Here is a 17,578-nt window from a genome sequence, read left to right on the forward strand (position 1 = left end):
GGTTCGAACCCTCGATACGATTTCTCGTATACACACTTTCCAGGCGTGCTCCTTCAGCCACTCAGACACCTCACCGTGGCGTCACACTGTTTAGCAGTGCAACGGGGCGCTACTATAGGGAGGCGAGCCGGTTGGGTCAAGGATTATTTAACTGATTTGATTCGGATGCTTAGGACTTCAGCAATGTGCTGTTTAATTGCGCGTTTAGCGGTGAATTGCGTGATTTTAGGCGAATCGTGTGAAGGGGCGTTATGGCCAAAACGAAAAAGGGCCCAGATTTTCATCTGGACCCTTTCGCATAATATGGCGGTGAGAGAGGGGTTCGAACCCTCGATACGATTTCTCGTATACACACTTTCCAGGCGTGCTCCTTCAGCCACTCAGACACCTCACCGTAGATTCCGTTAACACGCTGTGCTGCGGAATCGGCGCTAATGTAAGGAAATAGCGGCCCAGCGTCAACCTTCTTTTTCAATAATCAGTGCGTTTAGCGAAAATTACAGCAATTTGTTGATTTATAGCGCAAATCTCGGCATTTAAAACCAACTTTGCAGCGCGCGATTGTCGTCATTAATTATTATTAAATCACGGATGCCCGTTTTGGATATATAAGCATCTTATCGTCCCGTTTGCTGTTTTACCGCAATTAATGCTGCAAATTTTGGTCAGCGCAACGGTATAACATGAGGCGGAAAAAATTAAGAGCATCACTATCAGCCTATAACAGGTAGCTTATAACAGGATTTTACAACAAGCAGTTCAGGGGTTCGACGTGACATCTTTAGATAAATCTTCACCTGCACGCGCGGCAATTCCGGCAGGGTCCGGCGCGCTGTTCTTTATACAAATCTTTTCAACCTTAGGCTTCGCCGTTCTTTACTCGACGCTCGTGCTTTACGCCACCAAACGTTTAGGCTTTAGCGAGAATTCGGCCAACGCCATTATGGGCGTCTTCGGCGCGTTCAACTATGGGCTGCACATGTTTGGCGGCTATTTGGGCGGACGCTATCTCAGCAATCGCAATCTGTTTGTGCTCGGCATGGTGCTGCAAGTGGTGGGCTGTGCGCTGATTGCCGTCGCGGGCATTACCGGTTTGTATTGGGGGCTGGCGATGTTCCTCACCGGAAGCGGGCTTAACGTCACCTGTTTAAACATGATGCTGACCCAACGTTTTGCACCCGACGACGACCGCCGCGAATCCGCGTTTCTGTGGAATTATGCCGGCATGAACCTCGGCTTTTTCATCGGTTTTACCGTCGCGGGATATTTCCAGCTAAGCGAAAACTATCGCGCGCTGTTTTTGTTCGCCACGCTGGGCAATGCGCTGGCGATTGCCGTAACGCTGTCGCGCTGGAAAATCCTCAGGGATATCAACACACCGCTCAGGCAGATGAGTAAAAAGCAGTTCAGTCAGCGCATGCTGATAGGCATCGCGATTCTGCTGCTGTTAGTGCCGATTATTCGCATTCTGCTGACTCACGCCGCATTCAGCAGCTATTTTGTGGTGAGTTTGGGGGTGATTATCTTCCTGATCATGGGCGTAGTGACGGCGCGTCATCGTCCGCAGGATGAAAAAGGGCGCATGGTGGCGTATTTGCTGCTGGCGGCGGGTTCGCTTGTATTCTGGACCCTTTACCAGCTCGCGCCGATGGGCCTGATGCTGTTTGCCGAGCACAATATCAATCTCGACGTTTATGGCCTGCGCGTCGCGCCTCAGTGGATCCAGAACATTAATACCTTAGTGATTGTGGTGGGTGGGCCGCTGATGGCGCTGTGGTTTAAACGTCTGCGCCAGCGCGGTTGGCGTATCGACGTGCCGCTACAGTTTGTGGGTGCGCTGTTCTGCATCGGCGCGGGAATGCTGGTGCTGCCTGTCGGCATTGGCTTGGCGGGCGGCGACGGCTTGATGGCGTTTAAATGGATTGTTATCAGCTACGTGTTGCAAAGTCTCGGCGAGCTGATGATTTCCCCGATCGGCTACGCGATGATTGGCAAGCTGGCACCGGCGCGCTATCAGGGCGTGATGATGGGCTGCTGGATGATGGTAACGGGCGTGGCATCGGTGCTGGCGAGCTATGTTTCGGGCCTGATGCCCGCCAACAGCGGCAGCACGCCTACGCTTACCAACCCGGGTTATAGCGAAGTGTTTAACGCGCTAGGCTGGGGATCGGTCGCCACCGGCATCGTGCTGGTCATACTGATTCCAATATTACGTCGGCTTATTCAACGCGTGCCTGCTTAATTCGCAAATTTAAAGCCCTACACTTGATAAGGCTCTGTTGAACAGGGCCTTTTTTAATCGATAATTGCAGAAAAAAGTTGCAGACAAAGGTTGCATCGAAGAGGATTTTAGAGGGAATCTACTAAAGCAAAGGAGGCAACATTATGAACATCTTATTCTTTCATCCTACATTTGACTCAAAACAATGGATTGATGGCATTCAACGCCGACTTCCTCACGCCAACGTTCGCGCCTGGCATCGCGGCGACAATCAACCTGCCGACTACGCGTTAGTCTGGCATCCGCCCCACGAGATGCTGGCTTCACGCGACACGCTCAAAGGAATCTTTGTGCTCGGCGCAGGCGTCGACGCCATTCTGACGCAGGAACAGCGTAATCCGGGCACCTTGCCCGCGGGCGTGCCGTTAATCCGTCTTGAAGATACCGGCATGGCGCTGCAAATGCAGGAGTACGCGCTGGCAAGCGTGCTGCGCTATTTCCGCCGTCTGGATGAGTATCAGCTTTTCCAGCAGCAGAAGCAGTGGCGGCCGTTGGCGGCGCATCAGCACAGTCAGTTTACTGTCGGCATTCTTGGAGCAGGCGTGCTGGGCAGCGCGGTGGCAGAGAAGCTAATCGATTTGAAATTCAAGGTTCGCAGCTGGAGTCGCAGCCCGAAATCGCAGCCGGGCGTCGAGAGTTTCCACGGCAACGATCAGCTGCATGACTTTGCCAAAGAGTGCAAGCTGTTGATTAATCTGCTGCCTAATACGCCGCAGACCGCCGGTATTCTCAATAAAAAACTCTTTGCCCAGTTAAGCCAACACGCTTACCTGATTAACCTCGGGCGCGGCATGCATCTGGTTGACGGCGATTTACTGCGCGCGCTCGATAGCGGCCAAATTGCCGCCGCCACGCTCGACGTATTCAACGATGAACCGTTACAGCGCATGCACCCGTTTTGGTCTCATCCGCGCGTCACGGTTACGCCGCACATTGGCGCCGATACGTTGCCCGAAGAGGCGATAGAGAGCATCGTCGCTAATATTCAGGCGATAGAAGACGGAAAGACACCCGCCGGGCTGGTCGATAGAGCGCGAGGATATTAAAGGGATGAGCAATGCGAAAATGATCAAATTAAGCGGGAAATTAATGTGCAGCAATCAGCAGGAGGTGGCGTTGGTGGAGCGCTATCTCGATGAACATCGCCGATTAACGCGCGAAGAGTCGGGATGCCTCTCTTTTGATGTCAGCGCGACGGCCGATCCGCTTATTTGGAAAGTAGAGGAGCTATTTAGCAGTAAAGAGGCGTTCAACGCACATCAGCTTAGAACCAAAAGCTCGGAATGGGGGATCCAGACGCGAAGCATTGTCAGGGAATACCAAATCACCGAGCTTGAATAACGGGCTAAGCATTTTATTAAAGCTAAGCGTTTAATTATAGTTAAGCGTTTTGTTATATAAATTAATGGCGAGATAGCGTTATATATCTCGTCATTCTCTTAACTGTACCGTGCAGTACTAATTTATTGCTCGCGCTTTGGTCAGTTTTTTAATTTAATTCCGCTTAGAAACTATCAACCGTGAGCAGATAGATGATGCTTGCAGAGAGAACCGTAATAATAGAAACGGTAATAAATATCAGCAGGTTATCCATAAAATAACCGGAGTGTTTAACTCTTGATCTGCTTCTGCGCGTTTGCATGGTGTTTCCTGGCGTTATCAATTGGACTGTACAATGCAAGAGCTGAAATCTTGCATATGATTTAATGTGCGTAATGTCACAGATTTTACTTAGTTTTACAAACAGAAAATGACGTTTAAATTTCTATTTAAGATTTAGGATACTCGACGATTAAATAAGGGATGACAATGAAGGGAACTCTATTTTCGATGACCACCAAAGTGGTGTTATTGGCGGCATTAATACAGCTGGTTAATGCGCTCGACTTTATGATGATCATGCCGCTTGGGCCAGATTTAGCCCGCGAATTGGCGATTTCACCCACTTGGGTCGGATATCTCGGCGGCGGTTATACCTTGGCGGCTGCTATTTCATCACTGGTTGCCGCCAAATTTATCGACCGCTTTGACCGAAAACACGTCACGCTAGTGGCGTTGGCCGGACTTTCTCTGGCTACGCTAAAGCGATTGCAGGCAAAGCAGGCGGTTTTTAACAAAGTTTGCGTATAATAAAGAGAATGAAATTCTCCACGGGCGATTTCTGCTTTGACGATCGCCACGGCCAATTGCAGAATTCACCGAACTGTGACATTGTCACGCAAATTATTGCACCGCCAACCTGAGTCAGGTTCTTATTATGAATGAGTTTTCTATCGTTTGCCGCGTATTGGGCACGCTGTTTTATCGTCAGCCACAGGATCCCCTGTTAGTGCCACTGTTTGGTTTAATTCAACAGGGCAAGTTGCGTGAGCATTGGCCGCTTGAGCAAGACGCGCTGCTGCTGCGTTTACAGCAAAGCGCCGATCCGCAGGCATTATCTGCGGAATTCAACCATCTGTTCGTGGGCACCGAGTGCGCGGTTTCGCCTTATCGCGGCCATTATATTGAAGAAGGTGAGGTTGATTCCGAGCTTGAAGTGCGTACTTTCCTGAAACAGCGCGGCATGCCGCTTGGCGATGCGCCAGCCGACCACTTTGGCTCAATGCTGCTGGCCGCGTCGTGGCTGGAAGACCAGTCACAGGAAGACGAAGCCGCCGCGCAGATTGCTTTGTTCGATGAATTTATGCTGCCGTGGTGTGGCAAATTCCTTGGCAAAGTCGAAGCGCACGCCACCAGCGGTTTCTATCGCACGCTGTCTGAAATCAGCCGTGAAGCGATTACCGCCATGCGTGACGAGCTGGAAGAAGCCTTGCCGAAAGATATCGAAGACAGCGAAGAAGACGAGCAGTAACAATCTGATAATTAACGAACTGTTAATTAAAGAAAATGTATTAGCGCGAATCAGTTAACGCAATCGTTTATAAAAATTAGCAAAAAAAACGCCAGTGTCGATGCCTTAACGGGCTGTCATCACACTGGCGTTTTTCTTTATATCTCTATCAAAATCTGTTCAAGAATCTGTTTAATAGCCTGTTAGATAAGGCTTTTAATCGGCATTATTGAGTAAACGGAATCACCAGCTCGCCCGGTTTCACTTCCAACCCTTTGGCCAATTTCTTCGCCATCGCTTCAGATTCGCTATGCTCGCCATTCAACACGTAGGCAGGGCGCTGATCGAAATACGATTTCAGCGACTGATTCAAATAGGGCATCAGGCTTTGCATCACCGAAGCCATTTTCTCAGGTTTAACGGTGTAATCGGTGACTTCCATATCTTTCAGATAGATAGCCCCTTCCTCTTTGTTAAACACCGGCGTGGCTTTTAAGGTCAGCGTCATATCAGCCTTCTGCGAGCCAAACAGCGAAGAGATATCGAGGTCGGCATTGCCCGACAGCGTCACTTTTCCGGGCTCCGCGCGGCCAATCTGGCTAACGAGGTTGGTCAGCGTAATACGTGCGTCAACCACACCCGGCACGCCCAGCTGTTTCTGGAAGTTATTATGTTTTTGCAGATAGTTGTTCACTTCCTGCTCACTCAGCGTGTACTGGGTAAGATGATTGCATCCGGCAAGCAGGCCGGCAAAGATCAGGGCAAAGGCCCCTAAAATTAACTTTCTCATGATTTCCTCAATGACAATTTCAAGGCGACTAGTATGCCCTGTTTATAAAAGAGGAGGAAAGGAGTTCAAGGTATAGAAAGGTAAGGGCCGCACGCAACGTGCAGCCCCTTCAAACAAATTTAACTGGCGATGCCGGTTAACAGGTTGATTTGTGTCTGTTTTGCCATGTTATCGCGATAGGCCAGCACGCGGGTTGGCAGCTCAACGCCCTTGACAATCGACAGCGAACGCAGCACGGGGAACAGGTGAATATCGTCTTCCGACAGTTCGCCGTTTACCGCATTCGGCTCTTTAATCAGCTTGTCGAGGTCACGCAGGTCTTGATTGAGTTTCTTGACCAGACCCGGCGAATGCTGCAAATGCTCTTTGAAATCACCAATCGCAGCCTGCTTTTTGTCGGTGAAATATTGACGCGCTTCGGGGGTAGCAAATTCTTCAAAAGGCGCGGCGGCAAAGCGCGGCAGTAGCAATTTCTGCGTGTATTCAGAAACGTGACGCAGCCAGGCGGCAACTTGAGCACTCAGCGGGCCGGTGAGCAGCGGCTGGCCGTTTGACTTATCGATGTACGCTACGATATCCATGCTCTCGGGCATGAAGCTCCCATCCTCTTTGACCAGAATAGGCAGCGCCTTTTTGCCAATCATCTTGATAGGCGTGGCTTCGTCATCGTTAAGTACGGTATTGACCTGAACGGGGATATTCTTCAAGCCAAAGATCATGCGGGCTTTCACGCAGTAGGGACAATGTTCGTAAACAAATAACTTCATGATACGTCGCTCCTTTTATCCCGGCCAAGGGGTGTAGGGAAGGTCGCTTGGCCGTGGTCTCTTTACTCACCAGAGATGTCTCAATCATTAAGTATGGTGAAGTTTTCCGTGAGATCAAACGCTAACCCGTTAATCAGGATTGGTCTGAGTATTAGCGCCCGCCCAGCATCGCGGGTTCGATGCGTCGCAGCTGAAACTGCCAATAAAGCCCCGCGAGGGTGATAAAACCGACCAAGCCGAGCAGCAGCCACGGCAGTTGCGGCATCTGTAGCGCGCGACCGGTATCGTACATCCAGCCGCCACCGGTGTAACCAATCGCGCCGCCCAAGGCCAAACCCAGACGGCTGAATCCCATGTAACTGCCACGCGCCCGCGCATCGGCGAGTGAGGCGCTGAGCGTTTCACGCGCAGGTTCGGCGATGATATTGCCAATATAAAACAGGCCAATGAGCAACAGGAGAGGATTAAGTCCGCTGACCATGCCGACGGGAATCAAACTCAAGGTCATGATAAGCAGACCAAAAATCAGCCGTTTCTCGAGCGTGAAATGGCGTTCACTCCAGCGGGCAATAGGATAAAGCAGGGTCAGCGAGAGCAGTGCTTCAATGGCATACATCCATTTAACGGCGGTTGGCGTGCCCGCCATATCGTTAACCGCAATGGGCAGCATCAGCATGACCTGAACGGTCAGCATATAGTAGCCGGTCAGGGTCAACACATAGCTCAGAAAACGTTTATCACGCAGCACGCGCAGCATGCCTTCGCGCATTGGCGCGCGGCCGGCGGAAATTCGGTAGGCAGGCAAAAACAGCGCGTTGAAGGCGGCGGCAATAACAAACAGGCCGGAACCGGCCCAGCAGACGTAATGGAAATCATATTGAAGCAGCCAGCTGCCTATCAGCGCGCCCAGCACCGCTCCGGCGCTATCTTGCATCATCAACAACGAGAAGAACCGGCTGCGCTCGTGCGGGCGAATGAGTTTGATCACCAACGCCGTGCGGGGAGGATCAAATAACGTGCCGCCAAGCCCCGATAAAAAGCACGAGCACAGCAGCATCCACGGCGTTTCGGCCAGCGCCATGGTGGCGAATCCGGCGGCACGCAGCAGCAAGCCAGTGATGATCATCGGTTTTGCCCCGAAACGATCGGCGATGGCACCGCCAAAGATGCCGAGCCCCTGCTGGGCTAATTGCCGCACGCCCAGCGCTAATCCTACCGCCATGGCGGCCCATCCGAGCTGATCGACAAATCGAATCGAAATCAGCGGAAAGACCACAAAGAAGCCTAAAATTACGACGGCGTTATCGAACAATAGAAAAAACTTTCCCAAGCTGCGCGCTTGCGATACCAGAGACATGCGTCACCCAGAGCGTTTAGGGCATCCATTGCGAAAGATGCTGAGGGGGTTAAAAGATCATCATAATTCTGAACCTGAAATATTTAATTAGATAGTGCGCTATGAACATTTTTTAGAGGCAGGCCGTTTTCATTATTAAAGCGTTATTTATCGTCACAAAGTTATTTGTCGTCAAAAGACAATAGGACTGGCAAAATCGGTGCGGATGCGCTGAATATAGTAAATTATTTTGCTATGAATTCAGTCTGGCACCTTGGCCTCGGTTATGATGAAAAGAGAGGCAGTGCGGAGTCGATAAGTTCAGCAATAAAAGGTTGTTGTTTCTAAAAATTGTTCTTATCAGGCCGTACATAATGGGGAGGAAAGGGATGTTTGGCTATCGATCGGCAGCACCTAAGGTGCGGCTCACAACAGACAGGATGGTGTTGCGACTGGTTTACGAACGCGACGCGCATCGTTTGGCGGATTACTACACGGAGAACCGTGCCTTTCTAAAACCTTGGGAGCCTATCAGGGATGAGAGCCACTGTTACCCATCAGGCTGGCAGGCGCGCCTGAGTTTAATCAACGACATGCAAAAGCAAGGCTCGGCGTACTACTTTATTTTGCTCGATCCTGACGAAAATCACGTGCGCGGCGTAGCGAATTTCAGCAACGTGCTGCGTGGCTCGTTTCACGCCTGTTTCCTCGGCTATTCGCTGGGTGAACAGTGGCAGGGACAAGGCCTGATGCAGGAGGCGCTTCAATCGCTGATTCGTTATATGCAGCGCCAGCAGCGAATTCATCGCATTATGGCCAACTATATGCCGCACAATCACCGCAGTGGCGATCTCCTGACCCGACTTGGCTTTGAACGCGAAGGGTATGCCAAGGATTATTTGTTAATCGACGGCAAATGGCAGGACCACGTGCTGATGGCGCTCACCGATCCCCAGTGGCTACCGCCGCGATAAGGAAACTGACGCAATGAAAATCGAATTTAGCGATAAAGAAGCCCGCGTTATTGGCTGCATGCTGGAAAAAGAGCTCACCACGCCTGAGCAATACCCCTTAACTCTCAACAGTTTGACAACCGCCTGCAATCAGAAAACCAACCGCGAGCCGGTGATGGATCTTTCCGATTCAGAGGTGCAGCAAACCCTCGATATTCTGCTGCGCAAACACCATATTCGTTCCATTAGCGGCAGCCGCACCATGAAATATGAGCACCGTTTTTGTAATTCCGAATTTGGTAATTTGAAATTCACTCCTGCCGAAGTTGCGCTTATTACCACGCTGCTGCTGCGCGGTGCGCAAACGGCGGGCGAACTGCGAACGCGCGCCAATCGACTGTACGATTTTGTCGATGTTAACGAAGTTGAACAAACGCTTGAAACGCTGGCGAACCGCGAAGACGGGCCTTTCTGCATGCGTTTGTCGCGTGAAGCGGGCAAGCGTGAAAGCCGTTATATTCACCTGTTCTGTGGCGAAATGATTGCCGCAGCCAACGATGATGAAGAAGATGATGCCGCGCTCGCCGCCGCGCTTGCCGAGCAAAAAACGCTGCTTGAACGCGTAGCCGTGCTGGAAGGCGAAGTCGCCGAGCTGAGAGAAAGGCTGGAACACATAATGGGTAGGTTAGCCGACTAGGGGCAGCAGATGAGTAAACTTCGCATCGGCGTGGTCGGCCTTGGCGGCATCGCGCAAAAAGCCTATCTGCCGATTTTGTCAAAGGCCACAGACTGGACGCTGCAAGGCGGCTTTTCGCCCAATCAGGCCAAGGCGCAGGCGGTGTGTGACAGCTACCGTTTTCGCTGTTACACCTCACTCGAGGCATTGGCGCAAGCGTCAGATGCCGTGTTTGTGCACAGCAGCACCGACTCGCATTTTGCCGTGGTCAGCGCGTTGCTCAATGCAGGCGTTCACGTCTACGTGGACAAACCGCTGGCGGCCGAACTTTCTCAGGCGGAACGGCTGGTGGAATTAGCCGAGCGGCGCGGCAAAACCTTGATGGTCGGATTTAATCGTCGTTTTTCTCCACTTTATTTGCAGTTAAAGCAACGGCTTGCGTTAAGCGCAGAGTCGCCCGTGTCGATTCGTTTCGACAAGCATCGCGCTGACAGCATCGGGCCAAATGAGGTCGCGTTTACGCTGCTCGACGACTATCTGCACGTGGTCGATACCGCGCTGTGGCTAGCCGAAGGCGAGGGCGAGCTGGTGGCGGGTCACATAAACTGTAACCAAAACAATCAGCTAATTTACGCCGAGCATCAGTTTATGGCGGGAAATACGCGCATTACCACCTCGATGCATCGTCGCGCCGGCACGCAGCGCGAATCGGTGCAGGCGGTGTGCGACGGGGCGTTGTATCAGATCAATGAGATGCGCCAGTGGCAGCAGGAACAGCTTTCAGGAATTAGCGAGCAGCCTGTCGCTGGGTGGCAAACCACCTTGGCGCAGCGCGGATTTGAAGGCGCGGTCAGGCATTTCATCGACTGTATCGCCAATCACACCGCTCCTGAAACAGGCGGCGAGCAGGCGTTGTCTGCACAGCGAATGATTGAAAAGCTGTTAGCGCAGCGCTGAAAAATCCGATAAATCCGCAAGGAACACAATATATAACAACTGCCTGTAGCTATTGTATTTTTGATACGTAGACTATACGCACTTTCGAACCTTGCCGGAGCCGCCCGACGGTTTCCCGGCCACAAGAAAAAGTCTCATGAATCTATTGAAGTCTTTAGCCGCCGTCAGTTCAATGACGATGTTCTCACGGGTACTCGGCTTTGCCCGCGATGCCATTGTTGCCCGCGTTTTTGGGGCAGGAATGGTCACCGATGCGTTTTTCGTTGCCTTTAAACTTCCCAATCTTTTACGCCGTATCTTTGCCGAAGGCGCCTTTTCACAGGCTTTCGTGCCGATTCTTGCCGAGTATAAAAGCCAGCAGGGCGAAGAGGCGACACGCACCTTTATTGCCTTTGTTTCAGGCCTGCTGACGCTGGTGCTGGCGCTGGTTACCATTGCCGGCATGTTTGCCGCGCCGTGGGTGATTTACGTCACCGCGCCGGGCTTTGCCGATACCCCGGACAAGTTCGCCTTAACCTCCGCGCTGCTTAGGGTAACATTCCCTTATATCCTACTGATTTCGTTGGCTTCTTTGGCAGGCGCGATTCTTAATACCTGGAACCGTTTTTCAATTCCGGCCTTCGCGCCGACCTTGCTGAATGTCAGCATGATCCTGTTCGCGCTGTTTGCCGCGCCGTATTTCCATCCGCCGGTAATGGCGTTGGCGTGGGCGGTGGTGGTCGGCGGTGTGTTGCAGCTTGGCTATCAGCTGCCGCACCTCAAGAAGATTGGCATGCTGGTTTTACCGCGCCTTAACTTGAAAGATGCGGGCGTGTGGCGAGTTATGCGCCAAATGGGGCCGGCCATTCTTGGCGTGTCGGTTAGTCAGATTTCCTTGATTATCAACACTATCTTCGCCTCGTTTTTGGTGTCGGGATCGGTCTCGTGGATGTATTACGCCGACCGTCTGATGGAATTTCCGTCGGGCGTGCTGGGCGTGGCGCTAGGCACAATTTTGCTGCCTTCGCTGGCGCGCAGCTTCTCGAGCGGCAACCATAAAGAGTACAACCGCCTGATGGACTGGGGCCTGCGCCTCTGTTTCCTGCTCGCGCTGCCAAGTTCGGTGGCATTGGGTATTCTGGCAAAACCGCTGACCGTTGCGCTGTTCCAATACGGCAAATTTAGCGCCTTTGATGCGTCGATGACCCAGCGCGCGCTGGTGGCCTATTCGGTAGGTTTGATGGGGCTGATTGTGGTGAAAGTGTTGGCGCCGGGCTTCTATTCCCGTCAGGACATCAAAACGCCGGTGAAAATCGCCATCGTAACGCTGATCATGACACAGGTAATGAACCTGGCATTTATCGGTCCGTTAAAGCACGCCGGACTTTCGCTGTCGATTGGCTTGGCAGCCTGTTTAAACGCCTCGCTGCTCTATTGGCAGCTGCGCAAGCAGGATATCTTCCAGCCGCAGCCGGGATGGGCCAGCTTCTTGATTCGCCTGATTATTGCCGTACTGGCGATGTCTGCCGCGTTAATCGGCATGATGTACGTGATGCCGGACTGGTCAGTAGGGGGAATGACGATGCGCCTACTGCGCCTTGCGGGTGTGGTTGCCGTCGGGATTATCGTTTATTTCGCCGCGCTCGGCCTGCTTGGCTTCAAGGTGCGTGACTATGCAAGAAGTTAAGGCTAGAAGTTAAGGCAAAAGTTTAAGGCAAAAGTTTAAGGCAAAAGTTTAAGGCAAAAGTTTAAGGCCAAAAGCCGCGCTCTTGAACTTTAGGATTATCTCTAAATGAATAAAAAAGGCCGCGCAATGCGGCCTTTTGTTTTTAAACATTAACTATTAAACCGTTACATACGTTCGACGGTTTCGATGCCCAGTGTATCCAGACCCGTTTTCAACGTTCTTTGAGTCAGCAGCGCCAGTTTCAGGCGGCTATTACGCACGGTTTCGTCTTCAGCGTTCAGGATCGGGCAGTCTTCGTAGAAGCCGGAGAACAGGCCGGCCACGTCGTAAAGGTAAGCGCACATGGTGTGCGGCGTGCCTTCGCGAGCGACAGTGGTCAGCACTTCTTCGAACTGCAACAGGCGCGTTGCGAGGGTGGTTTCACGCGATTCGGTCAGCACCATCGGCTGCGTCAGGCTGTCGACATTAATGTCGGCACGCTTAAAGATTGACGCCACGCGAGTGTAGGCATACTGCATGTAAGGCGCGGTGTTGCCTTCGAAAGCCAGCATGTTGTCCCAGTCGAAGATGTAATCGGTGGTGCGGCTTTTCGACAGGTCGGCGTATTTAATCGCGCCGATACCGACGGCGTTAACCAGCTTCTCAAGCTCGTCCTGTGGCAGATCCGGGTTTTTCGACAGGATCAGTTCACGCGCACGCACAATCGCTTCGTCCAGCAGGTCGGAAAGCTTGATAGTGCCGCCGGAGCGAGTTTTGAACGGACGACCGTCCTTGCCGAGCATCATGCCAAACGCGTGGTGCTCAAGCGCAACGGAATCAGGCACATAACCCGCTTTACGCACGATGGTCCACGCCTGCATGAGGTGCTGATGCTGACGGGAGTCGATGTAATAAAGCACGCGATCGGCGCCGAGCGTTTCGTAACGATACTTGGCGCAGGCGATGTCGGTAGTGGTGTAAAGATAGCCGCCATCTTTTTTACGGATGATCACGCCCATCGGGTCGCCATCTTTATTCTTGTACTCGTCAAGGTAAACCACGACCGCACCTTCGCTGTCCACCGCCAGACCTTTATCCTGCAAGTCTGAAACGATGCCCGGCAGCATGCTGTTGTACAGGCTTTCACCCATTACGTCGTCGCGCGTCAGCGTCACATTCAGGCGATCGTAGGTGATTTGGTTCTGCTTCATGGTCACGTCGACCAGCTTGCGCCACATTTGCAGGCAGTATTCGTCGCCGCCTTGCAGTTTCACCACGTAGCTACGCGCGCGCAGAGCAAACTCTTCGTCTTCGTCGTAATTTTTCTTGGCGGCGCGATAGAACTCTTCGAGGTCGGAGAGGTTCATCTCGGCGGCATTTTCATTCTGCACTTTTTCGAGATAGGCAATCAGCATGCCGAACTGCGTACCCCAGTCACCCACGTGGTTGGCGCGAATGACTTTATGGCCCAGCAACTCGTTGGTACGCGCCGCCGCATCACCAATAATGGTGGAGCGAACGTGGCCGACGTGCATCTCTTTCGCGACATTTGGCGCAGAGTAGTCAATAACGATAGTTTGCTGCTCGACAGGCGAAATACCCAGTTTAGGGTCGGCCAGCGCGGCGTCGGCATTGGCAGCCACAAAACCGGCATCGAGGAAAATATTGATAAAGCCCGGACCGGCAATCTCGGTTTTAGACGCAATACCGGAGAGATCCAACAGCGCCAACACCTTTTCTGCCAGTTGTCGTGGCGGCATTCCCAACGATTTCGCGACGGACATCACGCCATTGGCCTGATAGTCACCAAACTGCGCTTTTGCAGACTGACGAACCTGTGGCTCGCAGTCCGACGGGGCACCTGCGGCAACGAGTGCCTGGCGTACTTTTTCTGTGAGAAGGGCCTGTATATTCACCGGATTACCTTAAATGACTAAACTTAAATGACTAAATTTGGAGCACCGCAAAGGTGCCTACAGATAAACTGCCACGGCCGGACATTGAGCATTTATTGTCCCATTGTCGACGCCTGACTAAATTGATGGGCTTTTATATCATAATAGGGCACTTGAGTCAGTATCGCGTCCGGTAATATCCCCGCGATACCGCGCGCGTTTGTTGCTAAAGAGAGTCAAAAAGAGCAGCAGAAATAAGCCGTTGCAAACTGGCAACGCGACGGTGAGTTGTGTAAATTAAGCGCCCGGCCACGCAGAGAGAATAAATGATGACAAACTTTACCGCCGTTGCGGAATTACAAGACCTGGTGGCAGACCTGCCGCGTTTTAATCAGTTGCTGAAGGCTTTCGCGCAGAAATTGCAATTAAACCTTGCCGATTTCGAGGCCGATCACATTTCGGTACGCTGTCATCAAAATACCACCGCCGATCGCTGGCGACAGGGCTTTATGCAGTGCGGGTCATTGCTTAATGAAACACAAATCAACGGCCGCCCGATTTGCCTGTTCGATCTGCCGGAATCTCTGCCTGTCGGACCTTGGTCTATCGATCTCGTCGAGCTGCCGTATCCGGGTGACAAACGTTATCCGCACGAAGGCTGGGAACACGTCGAATTAGTGCTGAGCGGCGGGGCGGAAGGATTTTATGCCCGCGCGCTGGCCCAGCTGGCGGATGAAGCGCTGGTCGCACCGGGCATTAAGCTCAAGCAAAGTTCGCCAAAAGGCGAAAATGAAAGAGTGCCTAACCCGACGCTGGCTATCACCGATGGTTCAATTACCATCAAGTTTCATCCACACAGCCTGCGTGACGTGGTCGCTAGCGAACGCTAACGGGCGGCGAGCGCGGCTGCCATGCGATCCAGCGCCTTTTCCAGCAACGCCCTTTGGCAACCTAAATTTATTCTGACGAACTGCGGGTTGCCAAAATCTCGTCCATCCGACAGCCCCACGCCCGCCGCTAAAAAGAAGCGATAAGGCGAGTCAAGCTCGGCGGCGCTGGCGTCAATCCAGCCAAGATAAGTGCCTTCCATCGGCAGCAAGGTTAAGCCCGGCATGGCATTAATGCGCGCGAAAGCCAAATCGCGATTGCCGCGCAGATACTCCAGTTGCGCCTGTAACCAGCTGTCACCTTCGGCATAGGCCGCCGTCGCGGCAACGTAGGCTAACACATTGACGTGCGGCACAATTCCGCGCGCCGTGTGGGCGAATTTGTGGCGCAGCCGATCGTTGGGAATTATCGCCATCGACGCGCCGAGTCCCGCAAGATTAAAGGTTTTTGAAGGTGACATCAGCGTAATGCTGCGCTGGGCCGCGTCTTCATTTAGAGATGCAAAAGGAATGTGCTCGCAGCCCGGCTCGAGAATCAGGTCGCAGTGAATTTCATCGCTGCACACGAATAAATCGTGACGCTGGGCAAAATCGAGCTGCGCTTGAAGCTCCTCGCGGCGATAAACCGTCCCGCCCGGATTATACGGGTTACACAGCATCAGCAGCTTTTCATTGCCCTCGAGTGAAGATTCACACGTTTTAAAATCGGTGACCCAACGGTTATCCACATTTTGCGCTGGCACGGCGAGATAGCGCCGACCTTCAGAAAGCGCGGCCTGCATAAACGGCGGATAAAGCGGAGAGGGCAGAATGCTGCGCTCCTCCGGCGTGGTGCAGGTGCGCACCGCAAGGTTCAGCCCGCAGACTAATCCGGGCAACCAGACAATCCATTCAGGTTTTATCGTCCAATCGTAACGTTCGCGAAGACGTGCCACCACTAAAGAGATTAACGCGGGCGGCGCAAAGCCGTAACCAAACACGCCTTCTGCGACACGTGCTTGCAACGCGCTGATAACACACGGCGGTGAAGTAAAGTCGGTGTCGGCCACCCATAACGGAATGACGTCTTTATCGCGATATTTATGCCATTTAACGCTATCGGTGTGACTGCGGTCGACCCAATGATCAAAATTGAATGTCATAGTTAGCTTTTCCATGCAGGCGAATGGACAGAGTGCTCAAGCATGAGCCTACGCGACATAGCCCCTTACAAACAAGTGTTGTAGCATGAGGCGATAAACAGGAGAAAGCATGACAAAGTTAGAGGTGTGTTGTTATAGCGTGGACTGCGCGTTAACGGCGGAGCTTGCCGGAGCAGATCGCGTCGAACTTTGTGCGAGTCAGGCCGACGGCGGCATTACTCCAAGCTACGGCACGTTAAAGCTGGCAAAAGAGAAGGTGGGCATTCCGGTACATCCTATCGTCAGGCCGCGCGGTGGCGATTTTTGCTATAGCCAGAGTGAATTCGAGGTGCTGAAAAGTGACGTCGCCTGCATCCGCGATTTGGGCTTCCCGGGCGTGGTGGTCGGCATGCTTGACGCCGAGGGACATATCGACGTGCCGCGCATGTGGGAAGTCATGGCGCTGTGCGGCGAAATGCAGGTCACTTTCCACCGCGCTTTCGACATGTGCGTGAATCCAAAGGTCGCGCTTGAGCAACTGACTCAGCTTGGCGTGGCGCGCATTTTGACCTCGGGACAGCAACAAAATGCCGAGGTCGGAATTTCAATGTTGAAGGAACTTAACAATCTGACCCGCGGTCCAATCATTATGGCGGGTGCAGGCGTTCGTTTAACCAATCTTCAGAAGTTTGTCGATATTGGCTTAACGGAGCTGCACAGCTCGGCGGGTCGGCAGGTGTTATCCGCGATGCGCTATCGAAAAGCTGGTGTCACCATGAGTTCTGACACCGATTTCGACGAGTTCAGCCGTTATTGCGTTGATGGTGACATTGTCGCCGCTATGAAAAACGCGCTTAATTTTGACGATCCTGTGAGTCAGTCGGCGTAAACCCGCCTGACTGACTCCCTCAAACCCCAGTTTTTGGGTCTCCGGACCCTTTTGCGCCGCCCTGCGCAAGTACCAGGCCCCGTCACTTTGTCGGGGCTTTTTTTATACATATCATATGGTTACAGTGATGGGGGGCTGTAGGGGGTACTTCTTGAACACTTTGTTACTGCTTGAGCCGTTCGTAGGTCCATTAAACACGACCGCAAAATAGTGCAACGTTATAACAGCAAAATAGATATTTATTGAAATGCGCGAAAGTTGAAGTTTGATGTGCAGCAGACGGTATTGATTTTAAAAAGAAGAAAAGTGTCAGGTTAAGACTTCATACATAAAGGTTTAACTGTGTAACAACGCTATATATACATGGGGCTGCTATTTTCGCATGCTTTTGCATAACTAATTGATTTATTTCGTATCAGCTTTATTGGCCTTAAAAAAGTTTAATCAAGCACACATAATCATTAAGATTTACTGGTGTTTTCCAGATTCAATATTTACAATAATTTAATTATCGGAAAGTTCCTACCAAAACAACACAAAACGATCTTATG

At 52.1% G+C, this 17,578-nt stretch carries 16 protein-coding genes and 1 tRNA gene; 11 read left to right on the forward strand and 6 right to left on the reverse strand.

Features of this window, described 5'->3' with window-relative positions; translation table 11 throughout:
• Positions 1–304: 304 nt before the first annotated feature.
• Positions 305–394, reverse strand: a tRNA-Ser gene (locus SC206_RS20645).
• 378 nt (positions 395–772) lie between these two features.
• Here SC206_RS20645 and SC206_RS20650 point away from each other — a divergent pair.
• The 5 genes from SC206_RS20650 (at position 773) to SC206_RS20670 (ending at position 5,132) form a co-directional block, all read left to right on the forward strand.
• Positions 773–2,242 (forward strand): peptide MFS transporter, encoded by a 1,470-nt coding sequence (locus tag SC206_RS20650; RefSeq protein WP_332740365.1) that lies wholly within the window; start codon positions 773–775, stop codon positions 2,240–2,242.
• A gap of 143 nt (positions 2,243–2,385) precedes the next feature.
• Positions 2,386–3,327 carry a glyoxylate/hydroxypyruvate reductase GhrA gene (ghrA, locus tag SC206_RS20655; RefSeq protein WP_332740367.1) on the forward strand — a complete coding sequence of 314 codons (942 nt, stop codon included), beginning with the start codon at positions 2,386–2,388 and terminating at the stop codon, positions 3,325–3,327.
• A 4-nt stretch (positions 3,328–3,331) separates the two neighbouring features.
• On the forward strand, positions 3,332–3,622 hold the full coding sequence (locus tag SC206_RS20660) for a putative quinol monooxygenase (protein WP_332740369.1): 291 nt from the start codon (positions 3,332–3,334) through the stop codon (positions 3,620–3,622).
• Positions 3,623–4,090: 468 nt separating this feature from the next.
• A complete protein-coding gene (locus SC206_RS20665; RefSeq protein WP_332740371.1) occupies positions 4,091–4,411 on the forward strand; it encodes an MFS transporter in 321 nt (106 codons plus the stop codon).
• Between the two features lie 127 nt (positions 4,412–4,538).
• Positions 4,539–5,132, forward strand: a complete 594-nt coding sequence (locus tag SC206_RS20670) for a TorD/DmsD family molecular chaperone (protein WP_332740373.1) — start codon at positions 4,539–4,541, stop codon at positions 5,130–5,132.
• Between the two features lie 205 nt (positions 5,133–5,337).
• Here SC206_RS20670 and SC206_RS20675 read toward each other — a convergent pair whose 3' ends face one another.
• The 3 genes from SC206_RS20675 to mdtH all read right to left on the reverse strand — a co-directional run bounded on the left by SC206_RS20675 (position 5,338) and on the right by mdtH (position 8,025).
• Positions 5,338–5,901: a lipoprotein gene (locus tag SC206_RS20675; protein ID WP_332740375.1), complete on the reverse strand. Its 564-nt coding sequence runs from the start codon at positions 5,899–5,901 to the stop codon at positions 5,338–5,340.
• Positions 5,902–6,020: 119 nt separating this feature from the next.
• Positions 6,021–6,668: a glutaredoxin 2 gene (gene grxB, locus SC206_RS20680; RefSeq protein WP_332740378.1), complete on the reverse strand. Its 648-nt coding sequence runs from the start codon at positions 6,666–6,668 to the stop codon at positions 6,021–6,023.
• A gap of 151 nt (positions 6,669–6,819) precedes the next feature.
• Positions 6,820–8,025 (reverse strand): multidrug efflux MFS transporter MdtH, encoded by a 1,206-nt coding sequence (gene mdtH, locus SC206_RS20685; protein ID WP_332740380.1) that lies wholly within the window; start codon positions 8,023–8,025, stop codon positions 6,820–6,822.
• 368 nt (positions 8,026–8,393) lie between these two features.
• Between mdtH and rimJ the strand changes: the two genes are divergently transcribed.
• From rimJ to murJ, 4 genes are all read left to right on the forward strand, one after another.
• Positions 8,394–8,978: a ribosomal protein S5-alanine N-acetyltransferase gene (gene rimJ, locus SC206_RS20690; protein ID WP_332740382.1), complete on the forward strand. Its 585-nt coding sequence runs from the start codon at positions 8,394–8,396 to the stop codon at positions 8,976–8,978.
• 13 nt (positions 8,979–8,991) lie between these two features.
• Entirely contained in the window at positions 8,992–9,654 is a 663-nt protein-coding gene (locus tag SC206_RS20695; protein WP_332740384.1) for a DUF480 domain-containing protein, read from the forward strand.
• Positions 9,655–9,663: 9 nt separating this feature from the next.
• Positions 9,664–10,590 carry a Gfo/Idh/MocA family protein gene (locus SC206_RS20700; protein ID WP_332740386.1) on the forward strand — a complete coding sequence of 309 codons (927 nt, stop codon included), beginning with the start codon at positions 9,664–9,666 and terminating at the stop codon, positions 10,588–10,590.
• A gap of 136 nt (positions 10,591–10,726) precedes the next feature.
• Positions 10,727–12,256, forward strand: coding sequence for a murein biosynthesis integral membrane protein MurJ (gene murJ, locus SC206_RS20705; protein WP_332740388.1), 1,530 nt, complete (start codon positions 10,727–10,729; stop codon positions 12,254–12,256).
• Between the two features lie 164 nt (positions 12,257–12,420).
• On the opposite strand, the gene argS is transcribed toward murJ, so the two are convergent.
• Positions 12,421–14,151, reverse strand: a complete 1,731-nt coding sequence (gene argS, locus SC206_RS20710) for an arginine--tRNA ligase (protein ID WP_332740390.1) — start codon at positions 14,149–14,151, stop codon at positions 12,421–12,423.
• A 308-nt stretch (positions 14,152–14,459) separates the two neighbouring features.
• Between argS and SC206_RS20715 the strand changes: the two genes are divergently transcribed.
• The gene (locus SC206_RS20715) at positions 14,460–15,020 is read left to right on the forward strand and encodes a VOC family protein (protein WP_332740872.1); all 561 of its coding nucleotides are present in this window, start codon (positions 14,460–14,462) and stop codon (positions 15,018–15,020) included.
• Here SC206_RS20715 and SC206_RS20720 read toward each other — a convergent pair.
• Positions 15,017–16,159, reverse strand: coding sequence for a MalY/PatB family protein (locus SC206_RS20720; protein WP_332740392.1), 1,143 nt, complete (start codon positions 16,157–16,159; stop codon positions 15,017–15,019). The genes SC206_RS20715 and SC206_RS20720 overlap by 4 nt on opposite strands.
• Before the next feature lie 109 nt (positions 16,160–16,268).
• On the opposite strand from SC206_RS20720, the gene cutC reads away from it, so the two are divergent.
• Positions 16,269–17,027, forward strand: coding sequence for a copper homeostasis protein CutC (gene cutC, locus SC206_RS20725; RefSeq protein ID WP_332740394.1), 759 nt, complete (start codon positions 16,269–16,271; stop codon positions 17,025–17,027).
• Positions 17,028–17,578 lie beyond the last annotated feature (551 nt).

It is taken from the genome of Rouxiella sp. T17, from assembly GCF_036663475.1.
Taxonomy (GTDB): Bacteria; Pseudomonadota; Gammaproteobacteria; order Enterobacterales; family Enterobacteriaceae; genus Rouxiella.

Excerpts from the sequence above, each read along its gene's own strand:
- ghrA (WP_332740367.1), top strand. The coding sequence starts at position 2,386 with ATGAACATCTTATTCTTTCATCCTACATTTGACTCAAAACAATGGATT.
- SC206_RS20660 (WP_332740369.1), top strand. The coding sequence starts at position 3,332 with ATGAGCAATGCGAAAATGATCAAATTAAGCGGGAAATTAATGTGCAGC.
- SC206_RS20665 (WP_332740371.1), top strand. The coding sequence starts at position 4,091 with ATGAAGGGAACTCTATTTTCGATGACCACCAAAGTGGTGTTATTGGCG.
- SC206_RS20670 (WP_332740373.1), top strand. The coding sequence starts at position 4,539 with ATGAATGAGTTTTCTATCGTTTGCCGCGTATTGGGCACGCTGTTTTAT.
- SC206_RS20675 (WP_332740375.1), bottom strand. The coding sequence starts at position 5,901 with ATGAGAAAGTTAATTTTAGGGGCCTTTGCCCTGATCTTTGCCGGCCTG.
- grxB (WP_332740378.1), bottom strand. The coding sequence starts at position 6,668 with ATGAAGTTATTTGTTTACGAACATTGTCCCTACTGCGTGAAAGCCCGC.
- mdtH (WP_332740380.1), bottom strand. The coding sequence starts at position 8,025 with ATGTCTCTGGTATCGCAAGCGCGCAGCTTGGGAAAGTTTTTTCTATTG.
- rimJ (WP_332740382.1), top strand. The coding sequence starts at position 8,394 with ATGTTTGGCTATCGATCGGCAGCACCTAAGGTGCGGCTCACAACAGAC.
- SC206_RS20695 (WP_332740384.1), top strand. The coding sequence starts at position 8,992 with ATGAAAATCGAATTTAGCGATAAAGAAGCCCGCGTTATTGGCTGCATG.
- SC206_RS20700 (WP_332740386.1), top strand. The coding sequence starts at position 9,664 with ATGAGTAAACTTCGCATCGGCGTGGTCGGCCTTGGCGGCATCGCGCAA.
- murJ (WP_332740388.1), top strand. The coding sequence starts at position 10,727 with ATGAATCTATTGAAGTCTTTAGCCGCCGTCAGTTCAATGACGATGTTC.
- SC206_RS20715 (WP_332740872.1), top strand. The coding sequence starts at position 14,460 with ATGACAAACTTTACCGCCGTTGCGGAATTACAAGACCTGGTGGCAGAC.
- SC206_RS20720 (WP_332740392.1), bottom strand. The coding sequence starts at position 16,159 with ATGACATTCAATTTTGATCATTGGGTCGACCGCAGTCACACCGATAGC.
- cutC (WP_332740394.1), top strand. The coding sequence starts at position 16,269 with ATGACAAAGTTAGAGGTGTGTTGTTATAGCGTGGACTGCGCGTTAACG.